The following is a 15,079-nucleotide window of genomic DNA, read 5'->3' as shown; positions in this document are numbered from 1 at the left end:
TTCTTCAACAACTACCGTCCGCAGTTCTACTTCCGCACCACCGACGTGACCGGTGTGGTGACGCTGCCGGAGGGCACCGAAATGGTGATGCCCGGTGACAACACCAACATCTCGGTGAAGCTGATCCAGCCCGTCGCCATGGACGACGGTCTGCGGTTCGCGATCCGTGAGGGTGGCCGCACCGTCGGCGCCGGCCGGGTCGTCAAGATCATCAAGTAGTTCGAACCACCGCAAAGCCCGGATCGCCGACTCGGCGATCCGGGCTTTGTGCATCTCCGGCGATGTCGGGCCCGGCCAGCGCGGGAGAAATCATGCGGCGAGGCGGCCGGCTGGTTTAGGATTTGCTCATAATTCTCCTGACTGTCGGGCGGGTGAGGTGCCGATGTCATACGTTCAAGCGACTCCCGAATTCGTGGCGGCGGCCGCGGGGGATCTGGCCCGGATCGGGTCGACGATCACCTCCGCCAACACCGCCGCGCTGGGGCCCACCTCGAGCGTGCTGGCCCCCGGCGCCGACGAGGTGTCGGCCAGCATCGCCGCACTGTTCGATGCGCACTCCCAGGTCTATCAGGCGCTGAGCGCCCAGGCCGCCGCGTTCCACAGCCAGTTCGTGCAGCTGATGAACGGCGGTGCGGCGCAGTACGCGTTCGCCGAGGCCGCCAACACGACGCCCCTGCAGACCGCGGCGGGCCCGGCGTCGATGGCCGCGCAGGTCCCCGCGGTGAGCGCCGGCGCCGTGGGCACGTCCGCGCCGACCGCGCCCGCGGGACCCCTGGCCGCGGCGGTGGTGGCGGCCGCGGCGGCGGCCACCCCGGCACCGGCCGGCCCGCCGGTCGCGGCGGCCCCGGCGGGATCGGCCACGCTGGCCTCGGCCACCACGCCCGCCGGCGCGGCGCGGGTGGCGACCCCGGCCTACGCTCCGGCGACGTCGCCGGCCACCGTCCAGCCGGCGGCATCGGCGGCCACCCCGGTCGCCAACCCCGGCGCGTCCATGCAGACCGCGGCGCCGCCGCAGGCCACTCCGGCCTCCACCATGCCGGTCTCGGCGCGGACCGCGCCGCACGCCCCGGCGCCCGCGCAGCCGGCGCACCCCGCGCAGCAGGCGACGCCGCCGGTGCGGCGGGTGCCGATCGTGCCGCCCGAACCGGTGTAGGCGGCCGGAAGCGGTTTGCGCGTATCGCCGTCACCGTGGCACCGGCAGCGCTAATCTGACACGGATTCCCCAGTAAGCCGAGGAGGGGCCTGTGTTAGCGCGCTACCTGAAGGCACAGTTGATAGTTTTGCTGTGCGGTGGACTGGTCGGGCCGATCTTCTTGGTCGTGTACTTCACCCTCGGGCTCGACAACCTGCTGCAGTGGATGTTCTACGTCGGCCTGCTCATCACCGTGGCCGACGTGTTGGTCGCGCTCGCGTTGGCGAATTACGGGGCCAAGTCGTCGGCCAAGGTGGCCGCGCTCGAGCAGAACGGGGTGCTGGCGCTCGCCCAGATCACCGGGATCACCGAGACGGGCACGTGGGTCAACAACCAGCAGGTCGTCAAGGTGCACCTGCGCATCGCCGGACCCGGGCTGGTGCCGTTCGACAGCGAGGACCGGGTGATCGCCAGCGTGACCCGGCTCGGCAACCTCAACGCCCGCAAGGTGGTGGTCCTGGTGAACCCCACCACCAGCGAATACCGGATCGACTGGGAGCGAAGCGCTTTGGTCAACGGGTTGGTGCCCGCGCAGTTCACGGTCGCCGAAGACAACACGACCTACGACCTCAGCGGGCAGGCCGGTCCGCTGATGGAGATCCTGCAGATCCTCAAGGCCAACAACGTCGCACTGAACCAGATGGTCGACATCCGGTCTAACCCGGCATTGCGCGCCCAGATCCAGGCGGTGGTGCGCCGCGCGGTGCACCAACAGGCGCCGGCCGCCCAACCGGCGCCGGCTGCGGCGGCGCCCGCGGCGGCAGCCGTCGTCACCCCTCCCGAGCCGACGATCGCTGCGCGGCTACAAGAGCTCAAGGAGCTGCACGCCAGTGGGGCGTTGACCGACGCCGAATACACCAGCCGGCGCGCCGCGATCATCTCCGAAATCTAGGAGCCCCGCCCGGCTCGGCCGGGTGAATTAGAACACGTTTCAGTTGCGCTGCTAGCCTGGCTTGGTCTATCGGCGGTCGAAGGGATTACGCGTGGCTGGACAGGGCGGATCACTGCAGGGGCGGGTCGCATTCATCACCGGGGCCGCCCGCGGGCAGGGGCGCTCGCACGCGGTGCGGCTGGCCCGCGAGGGCGCCGACATCATCGCGCTGGACATCTGCGCTCCGGCGTCGGCCAGCGTGACGTACACCCCGGCCACCCGCGAGGACCTCGACGAGACGGCCCGCCTGGTGGAGAACGAGGGACGCAAGATCCTCACCCGCGAGGTCGACGTCCGCGACGACGCCGCGCTGCGGGACCTGGTGGCCGACGGCATCGAGCAGTTCGGCCGGCTCGACATCGTGGTGGCCAACGCCGGGGTGCTGAGCTGGGGCCGCGTGTGGGAGCTCACCGACGAGCAGTGGGACACGGTCATCGGCGTCAACCTGACCGGCACCTGGCGCACGCTGCGCGCCACCGTTCCCGCCATGATCGAGGCGGGCAACGGCGGCTCCATCGTGGTGGTCAGCTCGTCGGCGGGAATCAAGGCCACCCCGGGCAACGGCCACTATTCGGCCAGCAAACACGGGCTCACCGCGCTGACCAACACCCTGGCCATCGAGCTCGGTGAATTCGGCATCCGGGTCAACTCCATCCACCCGTACTCCGTGGACACCCCGATGATCGAACCCGAAGCGATGATGGAGATTTTCGCCAGGCATCCCAGCTTCGTGCACAGCTTCCCGCCAATGCCGGTGCAGCCCAACGGCTTCATGACGGCCGACGAAGTGGCCGACGTGGTGGCCTGGCTTGCCGGCGACGGCTCGGGCACCCTCACCGGCACCCAGATCCCGGTGGATAAGGGTGCCCTAAAGTACTGAGCGGCCAGCGTGCTAAGAACTCCACGTGAGTAGTGACGACAGCGCCACCAACGGAATCGTGATCGTCGGCGGTGGATTGGCCGCCGCCCGCACCGCCGAGCAGCTGCGGCGCTCGGAGTATTCCGGGCCCATCACGATCGTCAGCGACGAGGTGCACCTGCCCTACGACCGCCCGCCGTTGTCCAAAGAGGTGCTGCGTAAAGAGGTCGACGCCACCGAGCTCAAGCCACGTGAGTGGTACGACGAGAACGACATCACCCTGCGACTGGGCTCGGCCGCGACGGGTCTGGACACCGCGGCGCAGACGGTGACTCTCGCCGACGGAACGTCGCTTCGCTACGACGAACTCGTCATCGCGACGGGCCTGGTGCCCCGGCGCATTCCGGCGATCCCGGATCTCGAGGGCATCCGCGTGCTGCGGTCCTTCGACGAAAGCCTGGCGCTGCGCGAGCACGCGTCGGCCGCGCAGCGTGCCGTCGTCATCGGCGCCGGGTTCATCGGCTGCGAGGTGGCGGCCAGCCTGCGCAGCCTGGGCGTGGACGTGGTGCTGGTGGAACCGCAGCCGACCCCGCTGGCCGCGGTCCTCGGCGAGCAGATCGGCGAGTTGGTGGCCCGGCTGCACCGCGCCGAAGGTGTCGACGTTCGCCTCGGCGTCGGGGTCGCCGAGGTGCGTGGTGACTCCCGCGTCGAGTCGGTGGTGCTCAGCGACGGCACCGAGTTGCCGGCCGACATCGTGGTGGTCGGCATCGGGTCACGCCCGGCGACCGATTGGCTCGAGGGCAGCGGAGTCGAAGTCGACAACGGCGTCGTCTGCGACGAGGCCGGACGCACCAGCGCACCGAATGTGTGGGCGCTCGGTGACGTCGCATCGTGGCGCGACGCGACGGGACACCAAGGGCGCGTTGAGCATTGGAGCAACGTCGCCGATCAGGCCCGGGCCGTCGTGCCCGCGATGCTGGGCCAGGATGTGCCGCCGGTGGTGGTCGTCCCCTACTTCTGGAGCGACCAGTACGACGTCAAGATCCAGTGCCTGGGCGAGCCGGAGGCCGGTGACATCGTCCACATCGTCGAGGACGACGGCCGCAAGTTCCTCGCCTACTACGAACGCGACGGGGCCCTGGTCGGGGTGGTCGGCGGCGGGATGCCCGGCAAGGTCATGAAGGTCCGCGCCAAGATCGCGGCGGCCGTGCCGATCGCCGAAATACTGGGCTGAGCCGCCGCTAGCACGACGGCGGCCGCGTGCTGCACGACCAGACGACGTTCATGGGGACGTTCATGGGGACCTGAGCCAGTCCACCGGCGGTCCGTGCGGATGGCATTCGCCCAGCAGCCGCGGTTCGCCGCCGGGCCAGACGCGGGCGCGCACCACGAATTGGATCGGTGCGCCCGGGCCGGCGCGGGTGGGCTCCATCGTGAGGTGGGCGAACGGTGCGCGCGCGTCGGCCTGCGCGGCCAGCGCGTCGACGTGGGCGCGCACCGCTGTGCGTTCCTCGGCGGACAGGTATTGCCAGGTGATGGAATGCCACAAGACGGTCAGCGCGCCGTCGGCCGGCGTCAGGCCGGCGACGGCGTCGGCCGCCGTTCTTCGCTCGAGCTCCGCCGGGACCCGGCGGGCCACCTCGATGGCGCCGCGCAGCCGGGCCAGCCGGGCGTCCTGGTCGGGCCACACGTAGCTCAGCACCGTCATCTCCCCGTCGGTGGTCCCGACGTCGATGGGCGCGATGTCATACCCGTGGCGCGCCACGATCGAGAGGTCGCGGCGGGGCGGCAGCGCGCCGCGCCACGCATCGTCGACCGTCACCGGTGAGCCGGCCGGTCCCCACTGGCCATCGGCGAAGCGGTAGCGGTAGTGATCGGCACGCAAATTCAGCCCCGCGCTCGACCCGATCTCGAAAAGCCTTATCGGTAAGCCGAATTCATTGATGCACAGCAGTCCGCCGATCAGTGCCGCCGATCTGCCCACCTCGTTGGTTTGCGGCGGCTGGCCCAGCGACGCGCGCAGCACCTCGACGTGGCCGGCCGCGGTGTCCAGGATTTCCGGCCACGCGCGGCCGGCATCCCACCCGCCGCCGGTGCTGGGGTAGAAGGGGCGCAACCGCGCCGCCCGGCCGTCGAGCACCAGCCGGTGTAACCCGCCGAGCAACCGCAGCGGCACCGCGTCGCGCGACGGGGCATCCTCGCGCCCGGACAGGACGGTCGCGAACACGCCGCCGGCTTCCACGTCGCCGGCCACGAGTTCGAACAGATCGCCATACATCTTCGAGCCCGACGACGCGCAGAATTTGCCCTGTGCGCGCAAGGTGTGGATCAGGTGCTCGGCCGTCACCTGTCCAGCCCGTCCAGCCCGGCGCCGACGGCGTCGAAGGCGTTGCCCAGGGCAACCGGCAGCGGGACGGACTCATCGCTCAGCCAGTGTTCGTAGGCCGACAGTGCGACGCCGAGCATGGTCCAGGCGACGGTCTGGGGCAGTAGGTCGGTGGTCTTGCAGTCCAGGCGGCGGGCCACGAACCCCGCGATCACCTCGCGCCAGCCCGCGTACATCGTCATCGAATACGCCTGCAGCTCAGCGGTTTGCAGGATCACCCGCATGCGCTGGCGATGCCGGGCGGTCTCGGATTCGTCAAAAGTGTTGAATGCCAACAGGGCAGCGCGCAGCGCATCGCCCAGGCGCACGCCGGAATCGACGTTGTCGAGCAGATCACGCAGGTGGGCAAGGTGATTGTCGAAGTCTCCCCAGGGGATGGCGTTCTTGGACGCGTAGTAGCGAAACAGCGTCCGGCGTGAGATGCCGGCGGCCTGGGCCACGTCGTCGACGCTCACGTCGGCGAAGCCGCGCGCGCTGAACATGTCGATGGCGACGTCGGTGATGTGGTGCGGGGTGGTCGAGCGGCGCCTGCCCACCCGCTGCTGCGGCATCATCGGACCCCGCCCTTCCATTTCGGCACTCGATGCCATATTCTGACGGCGAGTGTGACTCAGATCCCATCGTTGTCAAGACCGCACGAAAGGCAAGGCCCCGTGGACCACGAGACCGAAACTGACACCCAGCTCGTCACCGAGACCCTGGTCGAAGAGGTATCGATCGACGGCATGTGCGGGGTCTACTGACCGTGCCCCTGCCCGCGCAGGCCCGGACGGCGACCCCGTTCGATCCTGATCGCGGCTGGCGACTGCACCCCCAGGTGGCGGTTCGACCGGAACCGTTCGGCGCGCTGCTCTACCACTTCGGTACCCGCAAGCTGTCGTTTCTGAAGAACCGCACCATCCTCACGGTGGTGCAGTCGCTGGCCGACCATCCCGACATCCGGTCCGCCTGCCGCGCGGCGGGCGTCCAGGACGCCGCGCAGGCGCCCTACCTGCATGCGCTCGGTGTGCTCGTCGATTCCAACATGCTGGTGCCCCTGGAGGACAACCAATGACAACAGCGGCCCCTGTGCCCCGCCTCATCGAGCAGTTCGAGCACGGGCTCGACGCACCCATCTGCCTCACCTGGGAGCTGACGTACGCCTGCAACCTGGCCTGCGTGCACTGCCTGTCCTCGTCGGGCAAACGGGACCCGCGGGAGCTGTCCACCCGTCAGTGCATGGACATCATCGATGAGCTGGAACGCATGCAGGTGTTCTACGTCAACATCGGCGGCGGGGAACCGACTGTGCGCCCGGACTTTTGGGAGCTGGTCGACTATGCGACCGAGCACCACGTGGGGGTCAAGTTCTCCACCAACGGCGTGCGGATAACCCCCGAGGTCGCCGCGCGGCTGGCGGCCAGCGACTACGTAGACGTCCAGATCTCGCTGGACGGCGCCACCGCCGAGGTCAACGACGCCGTGCGCGGACCCGGGTCGTTCGACATGGCGGTGCGGGCGCTGCAGAACCTTGCCGACGCCGGCTTCTCCGACGCCAAGATCTCCGTGGTCGTCACCCGGCACAACGTCGACCAGCTCGACGAATTCGCGGCGCTGGCAAGCCGTTACGGCGCCACACTGCGGATCACCCGGCTGCGCCCGTCCGGACGCGGCGCCGACGTCTGGGAAGAGCTGCACCCCACCGCCGACCAGCAGGTCCAGCTGTATGACTGGCTGGTCGCCAAGGGTGAGCGGGTGCTCACCGGCGACTCCTTCTTCCACCTGGCCCCACTCGGCCAATCCGGCGCCCTGGCCGGCCTGAACATGTGCGGGGCCGGGCGCGTCGTGTGCCTGATCGACCCGGTCGGCGATGTGTACGCCTGCCCGTTCGCCATCCACGACCGCTTCCTGGCCGGAAACGTGTTGTCCGACGGGGGTTTTGACAACGTCTGGAAGAACGCCCCGCTGTTCCGCGAGCTGCGCGAGCCCCAGTCGGCCGGCGCCTGCGGCAGCTGCGGCCACTACGACAGCTGCCGGGGCGGATGCATGGCCGCCAAGTTCTTCACGGGGCTGCCGCTGGACGGCCCGGACCCCGAATGCGTCCAGGGGCACAGCGCGTCGGCGCTGGCGCACGAGCGTGAGACGCCGCGCCCCCGGGCCGATCACTCCCGCGGGAAGCGCATCCGCCAACCGGTGCCGCTGACCCTGTCGCTGCGGCCGCCAGCCATCACGCCGGTGGCGCCGCCCGCCCGCATGTGTAACGAAAGTCCGGTGTAACGATGGCCGACGCATGGTTCGAAACCGTCGCCATCGCGCAGCAGCGCGCCAAGCGCCGGTTGCCGAAATCGGCGTACTCGTCGCTGATTTCGGCCAGCGAAAAGGGAGTCACGGTCTCCGACAACGTGGCAGCCTTCAGCGAACTCGGATTCGCGCCGCACGTCATCGGCGCGCAGGAGAAGCGCGACCTGTCGACCAGCGTTATGGGGCAAGACATTTCGCTGCCGGTGCTGATCTCGCCGACCGGCGTGCAGGCGGTCCACCCCGACGGCGAGGTTGCCGTGGCGCGGGCCGCCGCCGCCCGCGGCACCGCCATGGGGCTGTCCTCGTTCGCCAGCAAGCCGATCGAAGAGGTCATCGCGGCGAACCCGAAGGTGTTCTTCCAGGTGTACTGGCTGGGTGATCGCGACGCGATCGCCGCGCGGGTCGAGCGCGCCCGGGCGGCCGGCGCCGTCGGCCTGATCGTCACCACCGACTGGAGCTTCTCGCACGGCCGGGACTGGGGCAGCCCGTCCATCCCGGAGAAGATGGACTTCAAGACCATCGTCAAGATGAGCCCGGAGGTCGTCACCAAGCCGCGGTGGTTGCTGCAGTGGGCGAAGACCATGCGGCCCCCGGAGCTGCGGGTGCCCAACCAGGGCCGCCGCGGCGAGCCCGGCCCCCCGTTCTTCCAGGCCTACGGGGAATGGATGGGTACGCCGCCGCCGACCTGGGAGGACATCGCCTGGCTCCGCGAGCTGTGGGGCGGGCCCTTCATGCTCAAGGGCGTGATGCGCGTCGACGACGCCAAAAGGGCCGTGGACGCGGGGGTTTCGGCCATTTCGGTGTCGAACCACGGCGGCAACAACCTGGACGGCACCCCGGCCTCGATTCGCGCCCTGCCCGCGGTGGCCGCGGCCGTCGGCGACCAGATCGAGGTGGTTCTCGACGGCGGCATCCGGCGCGGCAGCGACGTCGTCAAGGCGGTGGCGCTGGGGGCGCGCGCGGTGATGATCGGCCGGGCCTACCTGTGGGGGCTGGCCGCGGCCGGGCAACCGGGGGTGGAGAACGTGCTCGACATCCTGCGCGGTGGCATTGACTCGGCGCTGATGGGTCTGGGCCTGTCCTCGGTGCACGACCTCGGGCCGGACCACATCCTGGTCCCACCCGGGTTCACCCGGGCGCTGGGCGTGCCCTCGGGCGGCGGGGCTTAGCGGAAGCCCGGTTATCCAAGTCGGACATACCCGGATTAAGTGACGCTTGCGCAAATCGTGATACGGGCGGGGTAACCGTGACGGACGAGCCCACGATTCGAACGCCCGATGAACGACCGAAGAAAAAAAGTCATTTTGAGGCTTCAACAATCGGTGCACGCCAGGTGAATTCGTCCTACCATCACCGAGTGCCCGTACTCGGCGACTTGGGAACCGCGACGTCGAGCCAGCTATCAGACAAGGCGGCCTCGGTACTGGTTCCGCTGGGGTCGACCGAACAACACGGTCCCCACCTGCCGCTGGACACCGACACCCGGATCGCAACGGCGGTCGCCCGCGGCACTCGAGGCCGTCTCGGCCACGAGTGGCTGGTGGCGCCGGCCCTGGCCTACGGAGCCAGCGGCGAGCACCAGAGCTTCGCCGGAACGATCTCGCTGGGCACCGAGGCCTTGACCACCCTGCTGGTCGAGTACGGCAGGTCAGCGGCCGGATGGGCCCGGCGGATCGTGTTCGTCAACGGGCACGGCGGCAATGTCACCGCGCTGCGCAGCGCGGTGGCCCTGTTGCGCACCGAGGGCCGCGACGCCGGCTGGTGCCCCTGCCTGACCATCGGCGGCGACGCCCACGCCGGCCATACCGAAACATCGGTGCTGCTGCACATCTCGCCGGCCGATGTCCGGGCCGATCGGCGAGTGGCCGGCAACACCGCGCCCCTGCCCGAGTTGCTCGGGTCGATGCGCCGCGGGGGAGTGGCGGCGGTCAGCCCGGTCGGCGTGCTGGGCGACCCGACCACCGCCACCGCCGCCGAGGGTGAGCGGATCCTCGCCGAGATGGTCGACGGCTGTGTCCGCCGAGTCGCCCGATGGCGGCCGGGGCCCGACGGGATGCTCGGGTGACCGCCCCCCGACTGCCCAACGGGTTCGCCGTCCAGGTCGATCGCCGGGTGCGGGTGCTCGGCGACGGCTCGGCGCTGCTCGGCGGGTCGCCCACCCGCCTGCTCAAGCTCGCGCCCGCCGCCCAGGACATGCTCTCCGATGGCCGGCTGAAGGTGCGCGACGAGCTGTCCGCCCAGCTGGCCCGCACCCTGCTGGACGCCACGGTGGCGCATCCGCGGCCCGCGGGCGGCCCGTCGCACCATGACGTCACGGTGGTAATTCCGGTGCGGGACAACCTATCTGGGGTGCGGCGCCTGGTCAGTTCACTGCGCGGCCTGCGCGTCGTCGTGGTGGACGACGGCTCGTTTCCCCCGATCGTCCCGGACGACTTCGTCGGCGCGCACTGCGACATCGAGGTGTTGCGACACGACCGCAGCAAGGGTCCGGCGGCGGCCCGCAACACCGGCCTGCGGGCGTGCCGGACGGACTTCGTCGCCTTCTTGGACTCCGACGTCGCCCCCCGCCGGGGCTGGCTGGAGGCCCTGCTCGGTCACTTCTGCGATCCCACGGTCGGCCTGGTCGCGCCCCGCATCGTCGGCCTGTCGCACAGCGAGAACGTGGTGGCGCGCTACGAGGCGGTGCACTCGTCGCTCGACCTCGGTGAGCGCGAGGCGCCGGTGCTGCCGCACAGCACGGTGTCCTACGTGCCCAGCGCGGCGATCATCTGCCGGTGCTCGGCGATCCGGGAGGTCGGCGGGTTCGACGAGACCCTGCAGTCCGGTGAGGACGTCGATCTGTGCTGGCGGCTCATCGAGGCGGGTGCCCGGCTGCGCTACGAACCGATCGCCCTGGTCGCCCACGACCACCGCACCGAATTGCGGGATTGGCTGGCGCGCAAGGCCTTTTACGGCGGCTCGGCGGCCCCGTTGTCGGTCCGCCACCCGGACAAGACGGCGCCGGTGGTGATTTCCGGGTGGGCGCTGATGACGTGGATCCTGATGGCATTCGGGTCCACCCTGTCCCGGCTGGCGTCCATCCTGCTCGCCGTCCTGACCGGTCGCCGGATCGCGCGCGCGATGCGCACCGCCGAGACGTCGATGACCGACGTCGCGATGATCGCGGGCCGCGGGCTCTGGTCGGCGGCGCTGCAGCTGGCGTCGGCGCTGTGCCGGCACTACTGGCCGCTGGCGTTGGTGGCCGCCACCATGTCGCGTCACTTCAGGCGGGTGGTGCTGGTCGCCGCGGTCATGGACGGGGTGGTCGACTGGCTTCGCCGCCGCGACGCCATCGGTGACGAGGTCCAACCGATCGGGCTGCCCACCTACCTGTTGCTCAAGCGCGTCGACGACCTGGCATACGGGCTCGGGTTGTGGTGGGGCGTGCTGCGGGAGCGCAACGTGCGCGCCCTGAAGCCCCAGATCCGGAATTAATCACACCTTGACCCGCCCTTGAGTAAGGCCGCCTCGCACAGCGATGTGCTGATCGTCGGCGCCGGCAGCGCAGGATCGGTTGTTGCGGAACGCCTTTCCGCCGATCCGCAATGTTCGGTGCATGTCCTCGAGGCGGGCCCCGCGCTCGACGATCCGGGACTTCTCGCCCAGACCGCGAACGGGTTGCAGTTGCCGATAGGTGTCGGCAGTCCGCTGGTCCGGCGCTACCAGACCCGGCTCACCGACGAACCCGCCCGCCAGCATCCCATCGTGCGCGGTGCGACCGTGGGCGGATCGGGCGCGATCAACGGCGGCTACTTCTGCCGGGGGCTACCGCGCGACTTCGATCGCATGGCCATCCCGGGCTGGGGATGGCCCGACGTGCTGGACAGCTTCCGCGCCATCGAGACCGACCTGGACTTCGACGGACCCGCCCACGGGCGCAGCGGCCCGATCCGGGTGCGCCGCACCCACGACATGACCGGGACCACCGAGCGTTTCATCGGTGCCGCCCAGCGCGCCGGGTTCGGCTGGGTCGACGATCTCAATGACGCTGCAGCAGAACCGGTCTCGGGGATCGGCGCCGTGCCGCTCAACATCGTTGACGGCGTGCGGCGGGGGTCCGGCGCGGGATATCTGATCCCGGCGTTGCGCCGGCCGAACCTGACCGTGCAAGCGCAGACCCGGGCGGCCCGCCTGCGTTTTGCCGGCACCGCCGCGGTGGGCGTGGATGCGATCGGCCCGCAGGGACGGGTGACCTATACCGCCGACCGGGTGGTGTTGTGCGCCGGCGCGATCGAAACGGCCCACCTGCTGATGCTCTCGGGCATCGGCGACGAGGCCATGCTGACCGCCGCCGGGGTGCCGGTGCTGGCGCCGCTGCCGGTGGGGACGTCGTTCAGCGATCACGCCGAATGGGTGCTGCCCACGGATTGGACGGTGGCGCCCGGACGGCCGGTGCTCGAGGTGGTGCTGTGCACCGCCGACGATCTCGAGATCCGGCCGTACACGGGTGGATTCGTGGCGATGACCGGTGACGGCACCGCCGGGCACGCCGACTGGCCACACATCGGGGTGGCGCTGATGCAACCACGCGCGCGTGGGCGCATGACGCTGGTCTCGGCCGATCCGGATGTGTCGCCGCGAATCGAACACCGCTACGACAGTGAGCCCGACGACGTCGCGGCGCTGCGCCGGGGCAGCGAACTGGCCCGCGAATTGGCCGGTGGCACAGTCGATGCGGCGGCGGCCGTCTGGTCGACCTCGCAACATCTCTGCGGGACCGCGCCGATGGGTGCCGACGGCGACCCGCGCGCGGTCGTAGACCCGCGGTGCCGGGTCCTCGGCATCGACAACCTGTGGGTGATCGACGGCTCGGTCCTACCGGCGATCACCAGCCGCGGGCCGCACGCCACGATCGTGATGATCGGGCACCGGGCCGCGCAGTTCGTACGGTGAACGCGGACAAATGGGCGGGCCGCGACGCGGTAGCCGAGATACTCGGCCGCCGCGGCGGCCCGCCCGACGAGGCGGCGAACATCATGCGGTCCACGTAGATGGCCACGACAAGTGGCTGTGCGCGCGCAGGTGTGCGTCGCGCGAACAATGCGTCGCAATATTCGTGGACGGCACGACCGCCATCTCATGCTTCGATAGCCCGTGCTTGATCTGTTGTCAGTCACCTCCTCTCGCCTCGACTGCGAATGACGTTGGCACTACGGAGGAGAACGCTGCCGCGCCCACACCAGGGAGACGGGCCATCGGCCGTCGGTGGCACGCGGGCGCGTCGAGCGCCTGACCCGCGTCGGCGCGAGGGAGACCAGGGTGGTCGCGCCGCGCCGGCCACGCCGCGCCGCGGGCAACTCGCAGCTGGGGTATCGAACCGGCAGGCTCGGTCGCCGCAGGCGCATCCACTCGGCCTCCACGATCGCCGCCGCCTCACGGATCGCCGCGCATGCCGGCTCGACCACGCTCGTAACGCCCATCAACACCACATCCACCTCGGGAGTACAGAGATGACTTGTAACTGTCGATATACATCTCTGATACCAGAAACGGCGGGCGCTTGCAAGCATTCGCCGCGGTGTCTTTGTGCATTGAATCGGCTGTCGGACAACGGTATTGACGGTGGCCGCCGGCGCGCTCAGTGACGCGACAGCAGCCGCCGCACCGGGCGCAGCTGGCGGCCGTCGCGGCCGGGGGCCCACACCCCGATCGCCACGGCGGCGAGGGCGACGATCGCGGCCATCGTGATGGTGGAGGCGTGCAGGGCCGCGAGGAACGCGGACTTGCTGATGTCGGCCAGCTGGCGCCCCTGCGGTCCGAGCCGGCCGGCGATCTCGACCGCCTTGGCCAGCGAGTCGGTGGCCTGACCCCGCACCGGTGCGGGAAAGCCCGACAGCCTGGGCACGAGCTCGTGCGAGTAGCGACCGGCCAGGATGGAACCGGCCACCGCGATGCCCAGCGCGCCGCCCATCTCGCGTGAGGTGTCGTTCACCGCGGAGGCGACGCCCTGCTTCTCGTCGGGAACCGCACCCATGATCGCCGAGGTCGTCGGCGCCGTGCAGATTCCGATGCCGGTGGCGAGAATGAGTGTGGGCCAGGCGAACTCGAGGTAGGTGGAGTGCAGGTCCAGCCAGTACATGCATCCGAATCCCACCGCCATCAGCAGGGTGCCGGCGAACAACACCAGCCGCAGGCCCAGCTTGGGCACATACCAGAACGACAGGGCCGAGAAGATGCCCAGCGGCACCATGAACGGCCCGAAGGCCGCCGCCGTCGCCAACGGGGAGTAGCCCATGATCTGCTGCACGTATTGCATGCCGATATAGAAGAACCCGAAGGTGGCGCCGAACAGGATGACGATCGCGGTCACCCCGGTGGCGAAATTCGGGTCGGCGAACAACCGGACATCCAGCAGCGGTTGCCGGCCCCGCGCCGCCAGGCGCAACTCGAGTGCGGCGAACGTCGCGGCCATGACCGCACCGACCGCCAGCCCGCCCCACACCAGTGGGTCGCTCCACCCGCGCCCCGGCGCTTCCAGGATGGCGGCCACGGCTACGGCGACCGCCGCGCCGATCAGGACCGCGCCCGGCGCATCGACCCGAGGAGCGCCCGCGTCGCGTGACGACGCCACGGTGCAGGCCAGCGCGAAAATCAGCAGGCCGGCGATGCCCAGCGACCAGAAGATGGCGTGCCAGTCCCAAAACCGAAGCAGCAGGCCGGAACCGAGCATGCCCAACACGCCGCCGGAACCGGCCGTCCCCGCCCAGATCCCAACGGCCTTGGTGCGCTCGCCTTTTGGATAGGCCACCGTGAGCAGCGACAGCGTCGCGGGCATGACGAACGCGGCACCGATCCCGGCCACCGCCCGCCCCGCGATGATCTGGGACGGGTTGTGCAGCAGCGCCGGCGCCACCGAGCCGATCGAGAACACCAGCAGTCCGGTCAGCAGCGCGCCGCGCCGTCCGTAGCGGTCACCGATCGCGCCGGCCGGCAGCAGCAGGCAGGCCAACGCCACGGTGTAGCCGTCGACGACCCAGTTCAACTGTGAGGCGGTGGCCGACGTGGCGACCGCCAGGTCGCCGAGCGCGGTGTTCAGGGCCGTCATCGACGCCACCACCAGGGCCACCCCCATGCAGGCGACGGCCAGCGTCCAGTTTCGGGCCCGGAAGCTATCGCCGATGCCGATCCCGTCAGTACGCTGGTCATTCCGGACGAGGGTTTCGACCATGCGGTGCGCCTCCTTGGGACCGTGTGACGTTTCGAGACCAATAGTCTTGTAGGTAGACCGATAGTCTTGTTTTCAAACGGGAGGTGGGCGCAATTACCACCGAGACGTCCGACCCGCGCCCGGCACGGTCGCGGGCCAGGCTGCTGGAAGCCGCTGCCAGTAAGTCGTTTCCGCTCGGGAAGTGGCGATACAGGGTTGCCCGGGCGACGTTGGCGGTGCGGGTG

15 protein-coding genes and 2 pseudogenes are annotated in these 15,079 nt (G+C 70.0%); 12 read left to right on the top strand and 5 right to left on the bottom strand.

Annotated features, from left to right (window positions below):
• The 5 genes and pseudogenes from A9W96_RS28745 to A9W96_RS28725 form a co-directional block, all read left to right on the top strand.
• A pseudogene (locus tag A9W96_RS28745) lies at positions 1 to 219 on the top strand (elongation factor Tu); the annotation flags it as partial.
• A gap of 163 nt (positions 220 to 382) precedes the next feature.
• Positions 383 to 1,153 carry a PE family protein gene (locus A9W96_RS28740; protein WP_197499695.1) on the top strand — a complete coding sequence of 257 codons (771 nt, stop codon included), beginning with the start codon at positions 383 to 385 and terminating at the stop codon, positions 1,151 to 1,153.
• A gap of 91 nt (positions 1,154 to 1,244) precedes the next feature.
• Positions 1,245 to 2,084: an SHOCT domain-containing protein gene (locus A9W96_RS28735; protein ID WP_067144570.1), complete on the top strand. Its 840-nt coding sequence runs from the start codon at positions 1,245 to 1,247 to the stop codon at positions 2,082 to 2,084.
• Positions 2,085 to 2,175: 91 nt separating this feature from the next.
• On the top strand, positions 2,176 to 3,003 hold the full coding sequence (locus A9W96_RS28730) for a mycofactocin-coupled SDR family oxidoreductase (protein WP_066869322.1): 828 nt from the start codon (positions 2,176 to 2,178) through the stop codon (positions 3,001 to 3,003).
• A 25-nt stretch (positions 3,004 to 3,028) separates the two neighbouring features.
• Positions 3,029 to 4,216: an NAD(P)/FAD-dependent oxidoreductase gene (locus tag A9W96_RS28725; RefSeq protein ID WP_066869325.1), complete on the top strand. Its 1,188-nt coding sequence runs from the start codon at positions 3,029 to 3,031 to the stop codon at positions 4,214 to 4,216.
• Between the two features lie 60 nt (positions 4,217 to 4,276).
• Here the strand turns inward: A9W96_RS28725 and A9W96_RS28720 are convergent, their stop codons facing one another.
• Positions 4,277 to 5,329, bottom strand: a complete 1,053-nt coding sequence (locus A9W96_RS28720) for a DUF2332 domain-containing protein (RefSeq protein ID WP_067144569.1) — start codon at positions 5,327 to 5,329, stop codon at positions 4,277 to 4,279.
• Positions 5,326 to 5,922 carry a mycofactocin system transcriptional regulator gene (gene mftR, locus A9W96_RS28715; protein ID WP_165827910.1) on the bottom strand — a complete coding sequence of 199 codons (597 nt, stop codon included), beginning with the start codon at positions 5,920 to 5,922 and terminating at the stop codon, positions 5,326 to 5,328. Before mftR ends, A9W96_RS28720 begins: the two co-directional genes overlap by 4 nt.
• A 99-nt stretch (positions 5,923 to 6,021) precedes the next feature.
• On the opposite strand from mftR, the gene mftA reads away from it, so the two are divergent.
• The 7 genes from mftA to mftG all read left to right on the top strand — a co-directional run bounded on the left by mftA (position 6,022) and on the right by mftG (position 12,580).
• A complete protein-coding gene (gene mftA, locus A9W96_RS28710; RefSeq protein WP_007773607.1) occupies positions 6,022 to 6,111 on the top strand; it encodes a mycofactocin precursor MftA in 90 nt (29 codons plus the stop codon).
• Complete coding sequence (mftB, locus tag A9W96_RS28705) at positions 6,096 to 6,422, top strand: mycofactocin biosynthesis chaperone MftB (protein WP_197499694.1); 327 nt, start codon at positions 6,096 to 6,098, stop codon at positions 6,420 to 6,422. The genes mftA and mftB overlap by 16 nt, the downstream gene beginning before the upstream one ends.
• Complete coding sequence (mftC, locus tag A9W96_RS28700) at positions 6,419 to 7,624, top strand: mycofactocin radical SAM maturase (RefSeq protein WP_067144568.1); 1,206 nt, start codon at positions 6,419 to 6,421, stop codon at positions 7,622 to 7,624. The genes mftB and mftC overlap by 4 nt, the downstream gene beginning before the upstream one ends.
• Before the next feature lie 2 nt (positions 7,625 to 7,626).
• Positions 7,627 to 8,817 carry a pre-mycofactocin synthase MftD gene (gene mftD, locus A9W96_RS28695; RefSeq protein ID WP_067024836.1) on the top strand — a complete coding sequence of 397 codons (1,191 nt, stop codon included), beginning with the start codon at positions 7,627 to 7,629 and terminating at the stop codon, positions 8,815 to 8,817.
• 164 nt (positions 8,818 to 8,981) lie between these two features.
• Positions 8,982 to 9,713, top strand: a complete 732-nt coding sequence (gene mftE / locus A9W96_RS28690; protein WP_066869340.1) for a mycofactocin biosynthesis peptidyl-dipeptidase MftE — start codon at positions 8,982 to 8,984, stop codon at positions 9,711 to 9,713.
• Complete coding sequence (gene mftF / locus A9W96_RS28685; RefSeq protein ID WP_156765462.1) at positions 9,710 to 11,122, top strand: mycofactocin biosynthesis glycosyltransferase MftF; 1,413 nt, start codon at positions 9,710 to 9,712, stop codon at positions 11,120 to 11,122. Before mftE ends, mftF begins: the two co-directional genes overlap by 4 nt.
• An 18-nt stretch (positions 11,123 to 11,140) precedes the next feature.
• A complete protein-coding gene (gene mftG, locus A9W96_RS28680; RefSeq protein ID WP_066869346.1) occupies positions 11,141 to 12,580 on the top strand; it encodes a mycofactocin system GMC family oxidoreductase MftG in 1,440 nt (479 codons plus the stop codon).
• Between the two features lie 257 nt (positions 12,581 to 12,837).
• On the opposite strand, the gene A9W96_RS28675 is transcribed toward mftG, so the two are convergent.
• From A9W96_RS28675 to A9W96_RS31920, 3 genes and pseudogenes are all read right to left on the bottom strand, one after another.
• Positions 12,838 to 13,107: a hypothetical protein gene (locus A9W96_RS28675; RefSeq protein WP_156765461.1), complete on the bottom strand. Its 270-nt coding sequence runs from the start codon at positions 13,105 to 13,107 to the stop codon at positions 12,838 to 12,840.
• A gap of 158 nt (positions 13,108 to 13,265) precedes the next feature.
• Positions 13,266 to 14,855 carry an MFS transporter gene (locus tag A9W96_RS28670; protein ID WP_067144565.1) on the bottom strand — a complete coding sequence of 530 codons (1,590 nt, stop codon included), beginning with the start codon at positions 14,853 to 14,855 and terminating at the stop codon, positions 13,266 to 13,268.
• A 136-nt stretch (positions 14,856 to 14,991) separates the two neighbouring features.
• Positions 14,992 to 15,079: pseudogene (locus A9W96_RS31920) on the bottom strand (TetR family transcriptional regulator); the annotation flags it as partial.

This window comes from Mycobacterium sp. 1245852.3 (assembly GCF_001669335.1).
Taxonomy (GTDB): domain Bacteria; phylum Actinomycetota; class Actinomycetes; order Mycobacteriales; family Mycobacteriaceae; genus Mycobacterium; species Mycobacterium europaeum_A.
Note: the sequence above shows the minus strand (reverse complement) of the source record. Positions and strands in the feature narration are given on the sequence as shown.